This window comes from Halorientalis pallida (genome assembly GCF_004118325.1).
Taxonomy (GTDB): domain Archaea; phylum Halobacteriota; class Halobacteria; order Halobacteriales; family Haloarculaceae; genus Halorientalis; species Halorientalis pallida.
In genome coordinates this window covers 205,571-223,404 of record NZ_RDFA01000004.1, presented here as the reverse complement: position 1 = coordinate 223,404, position 17,834 = coordinate 205,571, and the positions used below count along the sequence as shown (strand labels likewise).

General features: G+C 68.5%; 18 protein-coding genes. 7 read left to right on the top strand and 11 right to left on the bottom strand.

The window, feature by feature from the left end; translation table 11 throughout:
- Positions 1 to 8: 8 nt before the first annotated feature.
- Positions 9 to 830, bottom strand: coding sequence for an amidohydrolase family protein (locus tag EAF64_RS12690; RefSeq protein ID WP_129069369.1), 822 nt, complete (start codon positions 828 to 830; stop codon positions 9 to 11).
- A gap of 185 nt (positions 831 to 1,015) precedes the next feature.
- Here EAF64_RS12690 and thsA point away from each other — a divergent pair, with 185 nt between their 5' ends.
- The gene (gene thsA / locus EAF64_RS12685; protein WP_129069552.1) at positions 1,016 to 2,575 is read left to right on the top strand and encodes a thermosome subunit alpha; all 1,560 of its coding nucleotides are present in this window, start codon (positions 1,016 to 1,018) and stop codon (positions 2,573 to 2,575) included.
- 142 nt (positions 2,576 to 2,717) lie between these two features.
- Here the strand turns inward: thsA and EAF64_RS12680 are convergent, their stop codons facing one another.
- The gene (locus tag EAF64_RS12680) at positions 2,718 to 3,506 is read right to left on the bottom strand and encodes a hypothetical protein (protein ID WP_129069368.1); all 789 of its coding nucleotides are present in this window, start codon (positions 3,504 to 3,506) and stop codon (positions 2,718 to 2,720) included.
- Between the two features lie 52 nt (positions 3,507 to 3,558).
- Positions 3,559 to 6,039: a DUF5059 domain-containing protein gene (locus EAF64_RS12675; protein WP_129069367.1), complete on the bottom strand. Its 2,481-nt coding sequence runs from the start codon at positions 6,037 to 6,039 to the stop codon at positions 3,559 to 3,561.
- 134 nt (positions 6,040 to 6,173) lie between these two features.
- Between EAF64_RS12675 and EAF64_RS12670 the strand changes: the two genes are divergently transcribed.
- Entirely contained in the window at positions 6,174 to 6,686 is a 513-nt protein-coding gene (locus EAF64_RS12670) for a CinA family protein (RefSeq protein WP_129069551.1), read from the top strand.
- Here the strand turns inward: EAF64_RS12670 and EAF64_RS12665 are convergent.
- Positions 6,677 to 7,441 carry an SAM hydrolase/SAM-dependent halogenase family protein gene (locus EAF64_RS12665; RefSeq protein ID WP_129069366.1) on the bottom strand — a complete coding sequence of 255 codons (765 nt, stop codon included), beginning with the start codon at positions 7,439 to 7,441 and terminating at the stop codon, positions 6,677 to 6,679. The genes EAF64_RS12670 and EAF64_RS12665 overlap by 10 nt on opposite strands.
- 25 nt (positions 7,442 to 7,466) lie before the next feature.
- Positions 7,467 to 8,000 carry a nicotinamide-nucleotide adenylyltransferase gene (locus EAF64_RS12660; RefSeq protein ID WP_129069365.1) on the bottom strand — a complete coding sequence of 178 codons (534 nt, stop codon included), beginning with the start codon at positions 7,998 to 8,000 and terminating at the stop codon, positions 7,467 to 7,469.
- A gap of 167 nt (positions 8,001 to 8,167) precedes the next feature.
- On the opposite strand from EAF64_RS12660, the gene lonB reads away from it, so the two are divergent.
- Together lonB and EAF64_RS12650 are read left to right on the top strand one after the other, a co-directional pair.
- Entirely contained in the window at positions 8,168 to 10,294 is a 2,127-nt protein-coding gene (gene lonB / locus EAF64_RS12655; protein WP_129069364.1) for an ATP-dependent protease LonB, read from the top strand.
- A 3-nt stretch (positions 10,295 to 10,297) separates the two neighbouring features.
- Positions 10,298 to 11,194 (top strand): CPBP family intramembrane glutamic endopeptidase, encoded by an 897-nt coding sequence (locus EAF64_RS12650; RefSeq protein ID WP_129069363.1) that lies wholly within the window; start codon positions 10,298 to 10,300, stop codon positions 11,192 to 11,194.
- Positions 11,195 to 11,252: 58 nt separating this feature from the next.
- On the opposite strand, the gene EAF64_RS12645 is transcribed toward EAF64_RS12650, so the two are convergent.
- The 6 genes from EAF64_RS12645 to EAF64_RS12625 form a co-directional block, all read right to left on the bottom strand.
- The gene (locus tag EAF64_RS12645) at positions 11,253 to 11,921 is read right to left on the bottom strand and encodes an FAD-binding protein (RefSeq protein WP_129069362.1); all 669 of its coding nucleotides are present in this window, start codon (positions 11,919 to 11,921) and stop codon (positions 11,253 to 11,255) included.
- Positions 11,922 to 12,527, bottom strand: coding sequence for a hypothetical protein (locus EAF64_RS12640; RefSeq protein ID WP_129069361.1), 606 nt, complete (start codon positions 12,525 to 12,527; stop codon positions 11,922 to 11,924). It lies immediately after the preceding gene.
- 50 nt (positions 12,528 to 12,577) lie between these two features.
- Positions 12,578 to 12,817, bottom strand: coding sequence for a hypothetical protein (locus tag EAF64_RS21030; RefSeq protein ID WP_193767670.1), 240 nt, complete (start codon positions 12,815 to 12,817; stop codon positions 12,578 to 12,580).
- A gap of 85 nt (positions 12,818 to 12,902) precedes the next feature.
- Positions 12,903 to 13,364 (bottom strand): MGMT family protein, encoded by a 462-nt coding sequence (locus EAF64_RS12635; RefSeq protein WP_129069360.1) that lies wholly within the window; start codon positions 13,362 to 13,364, stop codon positions 12,903 to 12,905.
- Positions 13,365 to 13,399: 35 nt separating this feature from the next.
- Positions 13,400 to 14,062: a hypothetical protein gene (locus EAF64_RS12630; RefSeq protein ID WP_129069359.1), complete on the bottom strand. Its 663-nt coding sequence runs from the start codon at positions 14,060 to 14,062 to the stop codon at positions 13,400 to 13,402.
- A 63-nt stretch (positions 14,063 to 14,125) separates the two neighbouring features.
- Positions 14,126 to 14,797 (bottom strand): hypothetical protein, encoded by a 672-nt coding sequence (locus EAF64_RS12625; RefSeq protein ID WP_129069358.1) that lies wholly within the window; start codon positions 14,795 to 14,797, stop codon positions 14,126 to 14,128.
- 102 nt (positions 14,798 to 14,899) lie between these two features.
- On the opposite strand from EAF64_RS12625, the gene trpC reads away from it, so the two are divergent.
- From trpC to trpA, 3 genes are read left to right on the top strand one after another with little or no spacing between them, the layout of a single operon-like run.
- Entirely contained in the window at positions 14,900 to 15,679 is a 780-nt protein-coding gene (trpC, locus tag EAF64_RS12620) for an indole-3-glycerol phosphate synthase (protein ID WP_129069357.1), read from the top strand.
- Positions 15,676 to 16,923: a tryptophan synthase subunit beta gene (trpB, locus tag EAF64_RS12615; protein WP_129069356.1), complete on the top strand. Its 1,248-nt coding sequence runs from the start codon at positions 15,676 to 15,678 to the stop codon at positions 16,921 to 16,923. The genes trpC and trpB overlap by 4 nt, the downstream gene beginning before the upstream one ends.
- Positions 16,924 to 17,769 carry a tryptophan synthase subunit alpha gene (gene trpA / locus EAF64_RS12610; RefSeq protein WP_129069355.1) on the top strand — a complete coding sequence of 282 codons (846 nt, stop codon included), beginning with the start codon at positions 16,924 to 16,926 and terminating at the stop codon, positions 17,767 to 17,769. It abuts the gene before it with no gap.
- Positions 17,770 to 17,834 lie beyond the last annotated feature (65 nt).

The window sequence follows — 17,834 nt, the reverse complement described above, 5'->3', positions numbered from 1 at the left end:
CATATAGCCTACTCCCCGCCCGACGGGGACAGTTCCGGCACCACGCGGGACGGGTTCTTCGAGAACACTTTCACCATCGCGTCTTCGGGCACGTCCAGCGTCAGGATCTCCATCACGCCGACGTCGGGGTGGGTGGCCGGCGCGCCACTGCCGAAGCAGATTCGGTCGGGGTGTTCCATGATCGCCCGTTCCAGCGGCGTGCGAAAGCGGACGAAACTCGTATCGAGAAAACAGGACTCCCAGCGGTCGAGCAGCGCGATACCGTCCGCGATCAGGTCGTGATCCAGCGGGTACCCGCCGAAGTGCTCGACGATCACGGGGAACTCGTAGTCCAGCAGGTGGTCGGCGATGGCCCGTGGTGGGAACTCTCGCCCGCCGTGGACGAGGACTGGGAGGCCGACCTCGGCGAGTCGTTCAAGTACTTCCTCGTCGGGCAGGCCGTCGGCCGCGGGGTGGAGCTTGAACCCGGTGAAGCGGTCGTCGTAGGCGTACTGTTCCACGTCTTCGGGCGAGGTGTGGTGCTCGGCCCGCGAACTGGCGAGGTTACGCAGGCGTGCGCCCGGACTCGATCCGGCGTCGCGGGCCCCGTTGATCCGGGCGAACGCGACGAACGAGCGACCGACGCTCATCCGGGCGACCGCGTTGTTGACCTTGAGATAGCTGCCGTCCCGGGGGCCCGGAAACACGACCGACCGGACGACGCCGGCCTGGTGCATCTCCCGCTCGATGGTCTCGGGATCGCCGGTCCGGCCGTCGGCTCGTCGCGACTCGTCGGGTTCGAGGCAGACGTGAACGTCGACGACGCGGAACTCGTGTTCCAGCTCCAGCATCCACCGAGGTAACGAACGGCCCTGTAATAACGGTTGCCCGCCCGGGGATCGGTCCCGTCGGCGACCCCGACCGTCGCCTGGCGGCCGAACTCCCGTCCCGTCGCCGTCTTTCCTTTTCCTTCGATAGAAACTTTTATATAGAACCGCTTACCACCTCATTATTGACTATGTCTCAACAGCGACGGATGGGCGGCCAGCCCATGTTCATTCTCAACGAGGATTCCCAGCGGACAGAGGGGAAAGACGCACAGACATCCAACATCGCCGCGGGGAAGGCGATCTCCGAGGCGGTACGGACGACCCTGGGCCCTCGCGGGATGGACAAGATGCTCGTCTCCGACTCGGGCGACGTGGTCATCACCAACGACGGGGCGACTATCCTGAACGAGATGGAGATCGAGCACCCCGCCGCACAGATGATCGTCGAAGTCGCCCAGACCCAGGAGGACGAGGTCGGTGACGGGACGACGACCGCCTCCGTGCTCGCGGGCGAACTCCTGAAGCAGGCCGAGGACCTGCTCGACGACGACGTCCACCCGACGACCATCGTCGAGGGGTACCACGAGGCCGCACAGCTGGCCCAGGCGTCCATCGACGCCGAGACGCTCGACGCCGACGTCGACGAGGAGACCCTGCTCTCGGTCGCCGAGTCCTCCATGACCGGCAAAGGCACCGGCGACGTCAACGCCGCCGGCCTGGCCGAGACGGTCGTCGAGGCCGTCCAGCACGTCGACACCGACGCCGGCGTCGTCCGCGACAACATCACCGTCCGGACCCAGACCGGCGCTTCCTCCTCCGCCACCGAACTCGTCGAGGGCGTCATCGTCGACGAGGAGCCGGGCCACGAGAACATGCCCCGCTCCGTCGACGACGCCGCCATCGCCGTCCTCGACAACGACATCGATCTCAAGGAGTCGAGCATCGACGCCGAGTACAACATCACCGAGGTCGACCAGCTCGACCAGGCCATCGAGGCCGAAGAGACGGAGCTGCGCGGCTACGTCGACAAGATCGAGGACGTGGGCGCGAAGGTCGTGTTCGCCACCGGCGACATCGCCGACCGCGCGAAGGCCTTCCTCGCCAAGCGGGGCATCCTCGCCTTCGAGAGCGTCGGCGACGACGACGCCAAGGCCATCGCCTCCGCGACGGGCGGCTCGCGGGCCGGCTCCGTCGACGACATCGAAGCCGACGACCTGGGCGCGGCCGACGCGGTCCGCGTCGAGAAGTTCGACGACGACGACGTGGCCTTCATCGAGGGCGGCGCGGCGGCCGACGCCGTCACCGTCTTCGCCCGCGGTGGCACCGAACACGTCACCGACGAACTGGAACGCGCGCTCAACGACGCGCTCGACGTCGTGACGGCCGCCGCCGACGAGGGTGGGGTCGTCCCCGGTGCCGGTGCCGCCGAGATCGCCATCGCGGCCCACATCCGCGACGAGGCTGCGAGCATCGAGGGCCGCAAACAGCTGGCCGTCGAGGCCTTCGCCGACGCCGTCGACGTGCTCCCGCGCACGCTGGCGGCCAACACCGGCATGGACCCCATCGACGCGCTGGTCGACCTCCGCTCGGAGTTCGACAGCGAGGGTCGTGCCGGCATCATCTCCGAGGGACAGACGGGCATCATCGGCGACCCCGTCGAGTACGGCGTCCTCGACCCCGCCGCGGTCAAGGAAGAGGCCGTCGAGTCCGCGACCGAGGCCGCGACGATGATCGTCCGCATCGACGACGTCATCGCCGCCGAATGATCGGGTGAGCCGGGCGGACCTCCGGGTCCGAACGGCGATACTGCATTCGGGAGCGAGAAGCGGCGGAGTGACCGACTGAGTCGGGCCGACTATCGAATCGCGATTCTTTCTCGCCACGTCCCGGAGCGCCCGCTCTGACGCGTCACTGGAACGACCCCTGCACCCAGCCCAGTCCCTCGACTTCGTCGCCCGGTTCGGGGACGTACCCGTCCACGAGGTTGTGATCGGCGACGTACATGGCCACGCTCACGTCGTCGTTCCCCTCGGCCCGGAAGAGGGGGGCCTGGAGGCGATATCCACTGGTGTCGCGCCACGTCCACCGGGTCACATCGCCGACGGTCGTCCACACGGCGTAGTCGTCCGCCCCGCCCTCCTCGAACGGGAGGAACCCGGCCGTCGTGTCAGCCACCGCTCCGTCCTCCGTGACGAGCGGGGACGCCGGGTCGGCCGCCTGGAGACTGTAGAGCATGACCGACAGTGAGGCGGTCACCTCACCTTCGGGCGGGGCCGACCGGTGGGCGAAGTAGTCGGTGTCGAAGCAGGTCACTGTCACCGGGCCGACCGTTCCCTCGACCCAGGCCTCGATCCCCGAGGTCCACTCGGTGCGGTCGGTCACGCCGAACGCGTGCTCGACACCGTCGGCGACCGGGTAGCCGGTGGTGACCTGTTCGTCGAGCGTGACGACGGTCGCACCGACCGGGTCCGGCGCGTCCCGGTACCCGACGATGGCCCCATCCCCGTGCGTACCGGCGGCACTCGCGGTTCCGTCTTCCACCGTCGCCAGCAGGACCGTCTGGAGCGCCGTCTCGCGATCACCGGACGCGAGAACGGAGTCCCAGTGGCTGCCGTGACGCTGGCGTGTGCCGTCTCGCCGGCCGTCCGCCGGTCCGCGCTCGCCGAACAGCCCGCCAAACCAGTCGAACAATCCCATGCGTGACCTGCCGGCCGACGGCCCGAAAAAACCACCCCCCGGGGCGCGCCGACTATTCCTCGACGACGATTTTGCCTTTCATCCCCGCCATCTCGTGGGGGACACAGTAGTACTCGTGGATCCCGGTCGTCTCGAAGGTGTGGGTGTAGGCCTGGCCGGACTGGACGGCACCCTTCCCGTTCTCCCATCCGGTCTCGGCGGCAGACTGGGATTCGAAGCCGCCGGAGGCCCAGTACTCCGCATCCTCGGGAATCTCGTTCCCGTAGGCGACGACGTTGTGTGCCTCGCCGGCGCGGTGTGCCCACGCGACTGTATCGCCCACTTTCACCGTGAGCTCGGCTGGCTCGAAGGCGACGGCCTGCATGTCGACGACGTGGGCGGCGTCGTCCGGCACGCCCTCGACGACGTTGGGGCCGCCCTGGAGGTTCGTCTCCTCGCTCTCGCCGCCGGACTCGCCGCTCCCCTCGCCGACGGGGGCCTCGCCGACGGCCCCCACGACGGCGAACTGCGCGCGGATCGACGCGTCGGCGTACGCCGTCGCGGCGCTGTCGACGCCCGCCCCGGAGTCGAGTGCGCCGATGTAGTCGTCCAGCGCGGCCTCGTAGCCCTCGTAGGCGCTCGCGTCGGCGTCTTCGAGCAGCTCGTGGACCTCCGCCCCCTCGAAGGCGGCGAAGGTATCCTGCATCACGGGCGTGACGGCGCTGGCCTCGACGGTGGTGCCGCCCGAACCGACGACGGCGTAGGCGGCGTCGACGGCCTTCCCGTAGAAGGTCGTGGCGGTGCCGTACACGTCGCCGCCGTTGCCGGCTGCGGACCCGACCGCGGAGAGGTCGCGCTCGAAGGTCCCGTACAGCTCCGCGTCGGCTTCCTCGATGGCCTCGTGGAAGCCGCCGGCACCTTCCTCGAAGCCAGCAAAAGTCTCCTGCACGACGCCGTTGGCGCGGGCGGGCTTGCCGAGCGCGGCGACACCCGCGGCGTCGAAGATCCGGGCGGCCATGTACGCGGCCTCGCCGGCACCGACCTGGCCGGTCGACCCGGCGGTCGTCTCGAAGCCGAGCAGTTCGTCGAGTACGGCCGTGGCGTGGGTCTCGACGCCGCTGTCGTTCGTGTTCTCGAAGGCCGTCCGCAGGGAGCCCAGGTGTGACTCGAAGGACTCGTAGGACTCGGCGTCGGCGTCCTCGAAGGCCTCGTGGAAGCCGAGTTCGTTCTGCTCGAACGTCTGGAACAGCGACTGGGCGATGCCGGCGGCGGCGTTGTTGCCGCCGAGCCGGTAGATCTCCCGGGCGTCCTGGACGCGTGTTCGGAAGAACTCGGCTTCCAGAACCGCCCCACCGGTGCCGCCGACCAGCGCCTCGATGCCGGCGACGAGGTTGTCGTCGACCGTCGCGAGCGCGTCCTCGATGCCCGAGGAGTTCCCGTCCCCGATGGCCGAGATCAGCGAGTCGAGACCGGTCTCGAAGCCTTCGTAGGCCTCGCCGTCGGCCTCCTCCAGCGCGTCGTGGGCCTTCGCACCCTCGAAGTGGGCGAACACGTCTCGGGCCGTCGTCTGTGCGGTGTCGGTCTCGCCGCGGGCGGCGACCCAGTGCGCGTCGTGGACGCGTGCGCGATACGTGGTGAGGACGGCGGCGTGGGCCTGTACCTCACCCGCACCGCCCATCGAGGCGAGCGTCACGGCGTCCCAGCCCTGTGCCTGGTAGGCGGCGAGTTGCCCCGCGCCGGCGACCTTCTCGCTGGCCGCGACGGCGTAGGCACCGGTGGCCGACGCGCCGAGTGCGGTACTCGTCGCGCTCCGCAGATTCTCCATGTTCCCGGACCGTGCGGCCGAAATGGCGTCCTCCATCGCGCCTTCGAGGCGCTCGTAAGCCTCGCCGTCGGCGCTCTCGACGGCGTCGTGGGCGGGCGAGGTCTCCCACCAGCCGAGCACTTCCTGCCCGACCGTGGCCGCGCCCTCGGTGTCGCCGGCGGCGGCGAGCAGTTCGACGTCGTTGACGGCCGCGCCGAACCGGAGCACCTCCAGCGCGTTCGCGCCCGTCTCGCCGATGCGGGTGATCGTCGCCTCGCGCAGGTTGGTGTTGGCCGTCCGCCAGCCGTCACGGGCGGCCTCGACGTCGCCCGTGTTCAGCCCTTCGTTCATGACGACCAGTCCGTCCTCCTCGAAGCCGCGGTAGTTGGCCTCGTTCGTGGCTTCGAGGGACTCGTGTGCGCCGTACTCGCCGTTGGCACCCTCGAAGCGGGCGAAGACGTTCTGCCCGACGCTCGCGCCCGCGTCGGCGTGGCCCGCGACGCCGAGGGCCAACGCGTCGTCGAGTCGCGTTCGCATCGCCGTCCACTCCGCGGCCACGGCCGCCTCGACGCCGACGCTCGCCGAGGTGGCCGCCTCGTCGTCCTCGGTCGAAGCCGGCGTGTCAGTGGGCGCGTCCGTCGCCGTGTCCGTCGGCGTGCCGTCCTGATTACTGCCGCTACACCCTGCGAGTCCCAGCCCCGCGGCCACCGCCGTGGCCGTCCGGAGCAACTGTCTCCTGTTCGGTTGCATCTGTTTTAGGTTGGCCTAATCCTCACTTAACTCCGTCGAATTTTAGGCCGGCCGAAAATCCCCGAATAATGTCGGGAGAGAACATGTTCGGACCATTCGTGGGATTCAAATCTATCGGTGTCGTGGGCCTGGGCATGCACGAGTTCTCGGACGAGCCACTGATCGAGACCCGGGTCGGGGACGCGCTGGCGGAGTGTGGCGAGACGCTAGCGGCCGCCGAGTCGTGTTCGGGTGGGCTGATCGCCTCGCTCGTGACGGACGTGCCGGGGTCCAGCGACTACTTCGACCGTTCGTACGTGACCTACAGCGACGAGGCCAAACAGCAGGTGCTCGGGGTCACCCGCGAGGCGCTCGACGAGGCGAGCGCCGTCTCGGCACGCGTCGGCCGGCAGATGGCAAAGGGGGCGCGCGACACCGCCGACGCGACCTGGGGCCTCTCCACGACCGGCGTGGCCGGGCCCGAGCGCGACCGTGCGGACCACCCCGTGGGTACCGTCTTCGTCGGCGTCGCCCAGGCTGCGCCGTGGGGGAGCGGCGAGTCGCGGACCACCGTCGAACGCTACCAGTTCGACGGCTCCCGGACGGAGATCAAAGAACGCGTGGTCAGACAGGCGCTCTCGGATCTGCTCGACCGAATTCAGGAGTAGTCGAGCGACACCGTGTCGCCCACGCGCACGTCGAAGGCCGCCTCGCCACGACCCCGGTTGACGGCCAACTCGACGTTCTCGTGGCTCCCGACGGTCACCAGTCGCTGGCCCGCCCCGACCGCGGCGTACGTCGGCTCGACCGGCGCGTCCGCCCCGTTCACCGTGACTCGCCCCCCGTAGCGACCGTCGAGGACCTCACCGGGAACGTTCGTGATCGCGTTGCCGAAGCCGTCGACGACCAGGATCTCGCCTTCGGCGTGGTCGTCCTCGACCGTCGGCTCGGGGAAACTCGTGTCGACCCACCCGTCGACCGGCGCGAACGCCTCGTGGCTCTCGAACGCGTCCACGCCGGCTTCGTGGACCAGCGCGGCCGCGGGCGCGAAGACGTCTCGCCCGTGGAACGTCGAACTCGCGGGGTCGCCCAGATCTATCTCGAAGACTTCGATCTCCGCCCCGGCCGCCAGCTCGCGGGCCGCCGGCAGGCACACGCCGTTGTCGGGGCCGACGAGGGCGTGCTCGCCGGCGCGGACGACGACGGCGGCCCGGTCGGTGCCCACGCCGGGGTCGACGACGACCAGGTGGACGGCCGGCGGGAACCATGGGAGGACCTCCCGCAACCAGAAGGCCGCGGTCCGCACGTCCTGTCGGGGGAAGTCGTGGGCCACGTCGACGAGGCGAGCGTCGGACGTCTGCAGAACGACGCCCTTCATGGCGGCGGGGTAGGGGGTGCCGAAATCGGAGGCGAGGGTTATCATGTCGGTTGGTGGTTCGCCGCGCGGGTCAGTGGTCGTTCTCGGTGGCGTCGTCGCCGTCGTCCCCGGAGATCTGTCGGAGTCGTTCCAGTCCGTCGACCTCGTCGATCACGTCGACGACGGCGTCGGGGACGAGGTGTTCCCAGTCTTTCCCCTCGATCATCCGCGACCGGATGCGTGAGCCCTTCAGGTCCCCGCGGTTGTACATCTCGGACTGGCGGACCTCGATGCCGTCCTCCTCGAACAGGCGGATCACCAGCGGGTTGTTCGAGTAGGCCACGTCGAAGTTCGGCGACATGGACTCGACGTGGCTGGCCCACACCGAGTTGCGGTTGATGTCCTCCAGCGGGACGACGTAGGTCTGCTTGTCGAGTTCGTCGAGGACGCGCGACAGCATCATGATGCGCTCGCCCGCCGTGAACGGATTCCGGACGGTGTGTGACGCGTCGGCGCTCCCGATGCCGACGACCACCTCGTCGACGTCCTCGGCGATGCGGTCGGTCATCTCCCGGTGGCCGTCGTGGAACGGCTGGAACCGGCCGATGTAGAACCCCCGTGTCATACGAGTACCTACGCGGGCAGTTTCATAAAATCCGCGAGTCGCCGGCGGCGACCCGGTGCCGCACCCATACGGCCGCTGTCTTGCGGTTTTCCCGTTCCCACGGGTCGGAATAGGGGAGAAAGTATATCAGTCGACAGCCCTTCCTTTTCTCTAACAGCAACGGTTCTATGAGCAACAATACGGACACCGACGACGACCCCGAAGACGGGGGGCCCGACTCCGCCGAGGAGTCCCCAGCAGCGTTCGAGGATGCGGTCGACGACATCGACGACGTCGACGGCATCGAGAGCGTCCACGACGGGGACGACGAGGAGCCCGGGGTTCCCGACGGCAACGAGGGCACCATCGACGACCTCGGTAGCGAGGTCGAGATCGACGCGCCGGTCGACGAGGAGAACGCCGAGGACGACATCCTGGGCGGCCTCGAGATCGACTCGACCCACGACATCGAGGTCCCGGACCGACTGGTCGATCAGGTCATCGGGCAGGACCACGCCCGTGACGTGGTGAAGAAGGCCGCCAAGCAGCGGCGCCACGTCATGATGATCGGTTCGCCCGGGACCGGGAAGTCGATGCTCGCCAAGGCGATGAGCCAGTTGCTCCCCAAGGAGGAACTGCAGGACGTCCTCGTCTACCACAACCCAGACGACGGTAACGAGCCGAAAGTTCGGACGGTACCCGCCGGCAAAGGCGACCAGATCGTCGACGCCCACAAGGAGGAAGCCCGCAAGCGCAACCAGATGCGCAGCTTCCTCATGTGGATCATCATCGCCATCGTCATCGGCTACTCGCTGCTGATCGTCCAGCAACCCCTGCTGGGCATCCTGGCGGCCGGTGTCATCTACCTCGCGTTCCGCTACGGCTCGCGGGGCAACGACGCGATGATCCCGAACCTGCTCGTCAACAACGCCGAGCAGAACACCGCGCCCTTCGAGGACGCGACCGGTGCCCACGCCGGTGCCCTGCTGGGCGACGTTCGCCACGACCCGTTCCAGTCCGGTGGCATGGAGACGCCCAGCCACGACCGCGTCGAACCCGGCGCGATCCACAAGGCGAACAAGGGCGTCCTGTTCGTCGACGAGATCAACACCCTCGACATCCGCAGTCAGCAGAAGCTGATGACGGCGATCCAGGAGGGCAAGTTCTCGATCACGGGCCAGTCAGAGCGCTCCTCGGGTGCGATGGTCCAGACCGAGCCCGTCCCGTGTGACTTCATCATGATCGCGGCCGGGAACCTCGACGCGATGGAGAACATGCACCCCGCCCTGCGCTCGCGGATCAAGGGCTACGGGTACGAGGTGTACATGGACGACACCATCGAGGACGACGCCGAGATGCGCCGGAAGTACACCCGCTTCATCGCCCAGGAAGTCGAGAAAGACGGACGGCTCCCCCACTTCGATCAGGAGGCCGTCGAGGAGGTCATCCTCGAAGCCCGCCGTCGCGCCGGCCGGAAGGGTCACCTGACCCTGAAGCTGCGTGACCTCGGTGGGCTAGTGCGGGTCGCCGGCGACATCGCCCGCGCCGAGGACAAGGAGTACACCGAGCGCGAGGACGTGCTGCAGGCCAAACGCCGCAGCCGCTCCATCGAGCAACAGCTCGCGGACAACTACATCGAGCGCCGGAAAGACTACGAGCTCACCGTCAACCAGGGCGACGTGGTCGGCCGCGTCAACGGGCTCGCAGTGATGGGCGAGGACTCCGGTATCGTCCTCCCCGTCATGGCCGAGGTCACGCCCTCGCAGGGCCCCGGTGAAGTGATCGCCACGGGTCAGCTCAAGGAGATGGCCCAGGAGGCAGTGCAGAACGTCTCGGCGATCATCAAGAAGTTCTCGGACGAGGACATCACCGAGAAGGACGTGCACATCCAGTTCGTCCAGGCCGGTGAGGGCGGGGTCGACGGTGACTCCGCCTCCATCACCGTGGCGACTGCGGTGATCTCCGCGCTGGAGGACGTGCCCGTCGAGCAGAACATCGCCATGACCGGCTCGCTGTCGGTCCGGGGCGACGTGCTGCCCGTCGGCGGTGTCACGCACAAGATCGAGGCCGCGGCCAAGTCCGGCCTCGACAAGGTGATCATCCCGAAGGCCAACGAGCAGGACGTGATGATCGAAGAGGAGTACGAGGAGATGATCGAGATCATCCCCGTCTCCCACATCAGCGAGGTCTTGGAGGTCGCCCTCGCGGGCGAACCCGAGAAGGACGGCCTCGTCGACCGCCTGAAGAACATCACCGGTAAGGCGCTGGAACAGCGCGAAGTCGGTCGCTCCAGCGGCAGCCCGAGCCCCCAGTAAGCCGTGGCGCAGTGGGGCGCGTTCGTCGGACTGACGGGCGTCGTCCTCACCCTCTTACTCGCGCTTGCCCGACTCTCCCAGACCCTCGTCCGTGACGACGCGGACGAGACGGGACCGAGCGACGCACCCGCTTCCGTACCCGACCGCCGACGGAGCGACGAGATTCCGCGGTTCGTCCCGCCGGCGGTCGACGACACCCACGCCGACGAGCGACCGCTCCGGGCGGATGGCGAACTCGCGGCGACCGGTGCGCCCGGTGGCCACAGTACGCGTGGGGACCCCGCGGCCGGTGACCTCTCGACCGGAACGCTCCTGGCCAACGTCGCGCTCACGCAAGGCCTGTTCGGCGGGCTCTTGCTCGCCGGCGCGTGGTACTTCGGGATTCCCGCGTCGGCCTTTGGCGTCACCGACGCGGGGCTCTCGACGGGCCTCCCGGCGCTCGCGGTCGGCGTCGTGCTGGGTGTCACGCTGTACGCTGTGAACGAGATCGGTGCGGCCAGTGCCGACGCGGTGGGCGTCGAACACGACGAGCGCCTGCGGTCGATGCTCGCGCCGGATTCGGCCGGCGGGTGGGTCGTCCTCCTGCTGGTGGTCCTCCCGATCATCGCGGGTGTCGAGGAGTTCATCTTCCGGGCGGCGGTGATCGGCGCGACCACTGCTGGCTTCGGCACGTCGGTGTGGGCGCTGGCAGTCGTCTCCTCACTGGCGTTCGCGCTGGGCCACGGCGCGCAGGGACGGGCCGGCGTGATCGTCACCGGGTCGCTCGGGTTCGTCCTCGCGGCGGCCTTCATACTCACCGGGAGCTTTCTGGTGGTGTTCGTCGCCCACTACCTCGTGAACGCCCTGGAGTTCGTGGTCCACGAACTGCTGGGGATCGAGTGGGCGGAAACGGTCGCTTGACCGACCGACGAACGATATTCGCTCGATCTGCTCCGGGGCTCTCCGTTTCCGAGGATAGCTATTTACGTTGTGATCTCGAGCCGACTTCGGGATACGTGAAGTCGCCGTCGACGTGGAGCTTCCCGTCGGGCTGTCGGATGGTGTTCGGCTGGGGCCGGTAGCCGGGTTCGGTGACGTTCTTCACGTCCAGCAGGTCCCAGCCGGCGGCTTCGGCACCCTGGAAGAACAGCTCTTCTTTCGCCGTGACGGGCGCGGGCGCGACCTCGCACACCTCCTCGATCTCCCGGTAGCAGGGCACGCGGTCGGCGTAGTCGAGGGGCCAGTGACCCTGTTCGTCGATGGACGCGGGGTAAGCCCGTGGGTGGTTGCCGGTGTAGTGCAGGGTGGTGCCGCCGACGCCGGAACACTGGAGGATCGCGCCGTCGCCGGGGAACTTCCGGACGTAGAACCCCCGCTCGTGGTCGGCGGGGCCGAAGACCAGCTTGTTCACCATCTCGGACTCGCGGGTGGTGAACTGCTCGTCGAGTAACTCGCCGCTGAGGTCCTCGACCGAGGCGGACGCTTCGCCGCCGGGCTCTTCGTGTGGCTTCGGCCACTGCTCGTTGCCGTGGAACGGGCCGGCTTCCAGCACTAGCACGGAGAGGCCAGCCTCGGCGAGTTTCCAGGCCGCGACGGGGCCGTCGCCGCCCGCACCGACGATCACCGCGTCGTACTCGTTCGAGACCATCTACGCCCCCTCCGGATACGGTTCCTCGTAGCCGCTGGTTTCGTAGTCGTTCTCCCGGAAGTTGCCCGAATCGCGGGCGATGCGTACGTCGCCATCGAGGTCTTTCCAGACGTCACCCCCGCCGAGCGGACTGTCCGGTTTGTCGACGTAGCCTCTGAGTGCGGCGTAGCCGGAGGCGTCGCCGGGATACCCCGTCTGTCGCCAGCTCTGGACCGCGGCTGGGTCGTTCGGGTGCTCGCGCTGGCTCGGCGGCCGGGTGAACTCGTCGTAGCCCTGCCACTCACTGTAGTAGATGACTTCGGCGAACCCGACCACCAGTTGCCCGACGAGGCCGGCGTCGGCCTCGAACAGGAAGCCCGATACGGGCGAGAGCTCCAGTTCGTAGCCGTCGAGCAGGCCGATGGCTCGCAACCGGTCGCGCCGCGAGCGCTTCGAGAACGGTCCGGCGGCGAAGCGGACGGCCCAGGCTGCGGCGTCGTCTGGTTCCAGCAGGGTCAGCGCCCGGTCGACGCTGGGTTCGTCCTCGTTGTCGCCCCGGTCGAGCAACTCCGTCGCGGACAGATCGAGCACCGCCGCCACCGGCCCCGCGATGGGGACGTTCCCCACCTCACCGATGTAGGGGAGCCCGAACGTGAACAGGGCGTTCGCGTAGGTGATCAGGAACTCGTCGAGGCCGACCGCCAGCCCCCCGGGACGTGTTCGGCCCCCAGCGGCTCCGCCAGCTCCGGCGTCTCCGGGAGCACCGCGTCCACGACGGCCCGGACCGTGATCTCCGTGTGTGTCTCGAAGGTCAGCGACGACCCCGTGGCCGAAGCCCGCCCCGAGACGGCGACCGCGCCCCCACCCGCCGCCACGCCGCGTAGAACCGCTCGCCGCGATACGTCGGTCTTCCCCATGACCTGTTGTCTGCAGAACAGGTGTACATAAGTTCGCGGTAGAGCAAGCCGTAATTTACTCGCCACGTCGCGTCGCCGGTTCGATTCAGATGCCTTCGACCGAGCGGAGTTTGTCGACGACGGCCGGTGGGGTCGCACCGGGACCGTCCCGGACGCGGTGGTCGGGGACGAACAGTGGTGCGGGGTTCTCGGTGAGCGCTTCCCGGACTGCCCGAACGTCGTCGTCGCTCTCGTCGTCCAGCCCGGGGGCGATCCGTGCGAGTTGCGCGACCGAGGAGTCCTGGCCGTAGGGAATCTCGCGCACGGCTTCGAGCACCTGTCGCTGGTCGGTCGGGACCGTCAGCGCGACCTGGACGTCCTCGAACCGCTCTTCGACGCCGTCGAGGTAGGCATCGATTCGATCGAGGATGTCGTGGTCGTCCTCGGCACCCTCGTCGGGTGACTCCGGGAACGAGACGGAGATGACCCGGCCCTGTGCGATCCCGACCTGCACGTAGCGGCCGAGATACGCCGATTCGCGTGCGTAGATGCCCGCAACGTCGCTCATGTTCCTCCGAACGGGCGACTGTGCCTTGAAACTGGCTACAGGATGACTGCCCGTTCGTCGGCCAGTGTCGACGGTACGGCGAGACGCACCGTCGTGGTCGCGCCGCTCTCGGTCGCGATCCGCAGGACTGCATCCGCCTCTGGTTCCAGCGGCTCGCCGAACCCGTCAGCCCCCGATACCTCGTCGTCCGTACCGAGAGCAATGGTCAGTTTCAGCCGGTCGCCCGGTTCGTTCAGGACCGGCGCCGAACCGTCGGAATCCTTGATCGGCGTGGTTCGGAAGGTTCCGTCGACGGCCGTGTCCGTCGCGTCACTCGACGCCGCGACCACGTCGTAGGAGCCGTCGTCGTCGACCCACTGGATCACCAGGTCGCGGAGGTCGACGGGGTCAGACCCCGGCGCGAGCGCCACCAGCAACTCGACCGCGCTGATGCGTTCCTCGGCGACGAGACCGACCGTCGAGATCACGTCGAGCCGGTCGGTGACCTGCGGGTCGTCGGTTTCGCGTGACTCGTCTTCGGTCGTCGGTTCGGCGGTCGGTGTTCCCTCGTCCGTCGCCGCGTCTTCGTCCTGGCCCGCCGTGTCGTCCTCGTCCGCCGCGTCCGCAGGGTCGGTCGAGCCGTCCTGCCCGCTGCAGCCGGCTACCGCCAGTGTCGTGGCGGTGACGCCGGCCAGTCTGAGCACCCGTCGGCGATGCATGTGTCCCGCTATCTCATCCCCGACTGGTAACTGTTGGTTCCGTGACGCGCGGCGAAACGCCGTTCAGCGGACGCCGAACTCGACGGTCCCCTCGATCTCCATCACGTCGGTCGGCGCCAGGAGCCGGGCGTCCGTGGTCGACCCGCCGGCCGTCGTGAGCCGGAGGCCGACCACGTCGTCTGCCCGCAACACGCGACCGAAGTGCGTGCTGTCGTCGTCCAGTCGCCGGTGCCGGTCGTCGATCTCCTCGTCGTCGTCCCCGAGGTCGAACACCAGTCGGTGGCGCTCGTCTGCCGTCGTCAGCGTCTCGTCGGCACTGGTGCCCCTGCCGGGTACGATGCCGAAGTAGCCGTCGGCGTCTGTGTCGGTCGACCGCGCGGCCAGGTCGTAGCTGTCGTTCGCCGTCTTCCAGGTGACGGTGACGCCGGTCAGATCCACTTCCTCCACCCAGTCGGCCTTGGCGACGGTCACCTCGACCGTCCCGATCCGACGCTGGGCGACGTTGGTCCCGACCGCCGAAATCACCCGGAGTGCCGACGGCAGCGACCCCTCGTTCTCCGACTCCGCTGGTCCCGCGGACTCGCCCTCGAACCCGCCCGGTCCCACCGTCGTCGGGGTCGGGCCCTGGTCGCCGCCGTCGCGCTCGCCGTCGCCGCCGTCCTCACCGAGACAGCCGGCCGCACCGGCCGCCCCGAGGAGTGCCAGCCCTCGGAGGAACTCTCGTCTACCCGTCATTTCGGTTCGACGGTTCGCCGTGGCACCTCTTCAGCCTATTCCTCGGCTCACCGCCACCGTGGCGCAAGTCTTATGTGCAGTTCCGTCCGTCAATGTACAGTAATGGACGCTAGTGAAGAGATTGCACCAGCGGTGAGGTCGATACTCGCTGCCGCGCGCGAGCGGGGCGGGGGCGACGAGCGGGTGTCGGTCGACGCGCGATCGTTGCCCGACGCGTTCGCGGCCGCCGAGGCCGACGACCGGGTGCCCGTGATCGCGGAAGTGAAGCCGACGAGTCCGACGACCGACGGGGAGCGGACGGACGACCCCGTCGAACTCGCCGAGGCGATGGTCGCCGGCGGTGCGGCGGCCCTCTCGGTGTTGACCGAACCCGATCACTTCGGCGGATCACCGGAGAGCCTCCGGCGGATCCGCGAGGCCGTCGACGTACCGGTCCTGCGGAAGGACTTCGTCGTGCGCGAGGCCCAACTCGACACCGTGGCGGCCGACGTGATCCTCCTGATCGTCCGCTTCCTGCAGGAGGACGACACGGACGACCTGGGGGACCTGCTCGCGGCGGCCCGGGACCGGGGCTTTCAGGTCCTCGTGGAGGTCCACGATGGCGACGAACTCCAGCAGGCACTTGACGCCGGAGCCGATATCGTGGGTGTGAACAACCGCGACCTGGCCGAGCTGGTCGTCGATCTGGACACGTTCGAGCGCGTCGCGCCCGACGTGCCCGAGGACGTGACCCTGCTCGCCGAGAGTGGGATCGAGACCACCGACGACGTGGCCCGGATGCGCGCGGCCGGAGCCGACGGACTGTTGATCGGCAGTGCGATCATGAACGGATCGGTCGCGGAGAACACGTCACGACTGACACAGACGGAGACACAGACATGAGCGAGACAGGCAAATTCGGACAGTACGGCGGACAGTACGTGCCGGAAGCGTTGATGCCGGCGATCGAGGAGCTGACGGACGCCTACGAGCGGTACGTCCTGGACAACGAGGACGGGTTCATGGACGAGTTCCGCGAGCGACTGCGCGACTTCGGCGGCCGCCCCACGCCGCTGCAGTACGCCGACCAGCTCTCGGAGCGCTACGACACCGACGTCTACCTCAAGCGCGAGGACCTGCTCCACGGCGGCGCACACAAGCTGAACAACGCCCTGGGACAGGTCCTGCTGGCCAAGTACATGGGCAAAGACCGGATCATCGCCGAGACCGGGGCCGGCCAGCACGGCACCGCCACTGCGATGGCGGCGGCCCATCTGGACATGCCCTGTGAGATCTACATGGGGCGGACGGACATCAACCGCCAGCGACCCAACGTGTTCCGGATGCGGCTCAACGGGGCCGAGGTCAACCCCGTCACCGTCGGCCGGGGCACGCTGAAAGAGGCGATCAGCGAGACGATGCGGGACTGGGCGACGACCGTCGAGACCACCCACTACGTCATCGGGTCGATCGTCGGGCCCGATCCGTTCCCGCGGATGGTCCGTGACTTCCACCGCGTCATCTCCGACGAGATGCGCGAGCAGAGCCTCGACCGACTCGGCAGGCTACCCGACTCCGTGCTCGCGTGTGCCGGCGGCGGGTCGAACACGATGGGTGCGTTCGCCGAGTTCGTCGACGACGACGCGGTGGACCTGGTGGCCGTCGAGGCCGGTGGCTCCTCCTTGACCGTCGACGAGGACGAAGGCGTCGCGCCGAACTCGGCGACGCTGTCGACCGGCGTCGAGGGCGTCCTCCACGGCGCACGCACCAAGCTCCTGCAGGACTCGGACGGGCAGATCATGGAGTCCCACAGCGTCTCGGCGGGGCTGGACTACGCCGGCGTCGGGCCGGAACTGGCCTACCTCGTCGACGAGGGACGGGTCACACCGGTCAACGTCGGTGACGACGCCGCGCTGGAAGGGTTCCACCGCCTCTCACAGGAAGAGGGGATCATCCCCGCGCTGGAGACCGCCCACGCCTTCGGCTACCTCCACGAGAACCCCGACGCGGTCGGCGACGTCACACTGATAAACGTCTCGGGTCGTGGCGACAAGGACCTGGAAACCGTCATCGAGGAGACCGAGAAGCGCGACCTGGACGTCGACGTGGAGATGAGCGTGTTCGAATCGTCGGGGGGTGCGATGTAGATGGCGAACAACCCTGCCCTCGCCGCGGCGTTCGAGCGCGACGAACCCGCGTTCGTCCCGTACCTGGCGGCCGGCGACCCCGACTACGACGCGTCTATCGAGTACGTCGAGGCGCTGGCCCGCGGCGGCGCGGACGTGATCGAACTCGGCCTGCCGTTCTCCGAACCGATCGCCGAGGGCACGACCATCCAGGACGCCATCGTCCGCGCGCTAGACGCCGGTATGACCCCTGACCGGTACTTCGAGTTCGTCGAAGACCTCGACGTGGACGTGCCGCTGGTCTGTATGACCTACTACAACCTGCTCTATCAGTACGGCGACGAGCTGGGGCCACGACCCTTCGTCGAGAAAGCGGCCGACGTGGGACTCACGGGGTTCGTCGTGCCCGACCTCCCCGCTGAGGAGGCCGACCCGCTCCGGGCGGCCTGTGACGAGTTCGACCTCGACCTCGTGTTCATCGTCGCGCCGACGACGCGGGGCGAGCGCCTCGACCGGATGCGCGAGCAGGTGTCGGGGTACGTCTACGTGCAGGCGCGGCTGGGGACGACCGGTGCGCGCGACGACGTGAGCGATCAGACCGAGGTGAGTCTGTCACGCATCGACGACTGGGACGTGCCCAAGGCCGTCGGCTTCGGCATCAAAGAGGGCGACCACGCCGCGCGAATCGTCCGTGCAGGGGCCGACGGGGCCATCGTGGGCTCCGCGCTGGTCGACATCGTGGCGGCGGGCGAGGAGAACGACGATCCGGTCGCCGACGTGGCCGACCGGCTGGAGACGAAGGCCCACGAACTGAAACAGGGGGCTCTGCGCGGGGCCGAACAGCGCGCCGAGGCCAGCGGCGACTGACGGACGTGTTCCGGGGCCGACGGAATCCGGCACGGCCACACACTGGACGCGAACTCACCGACAGC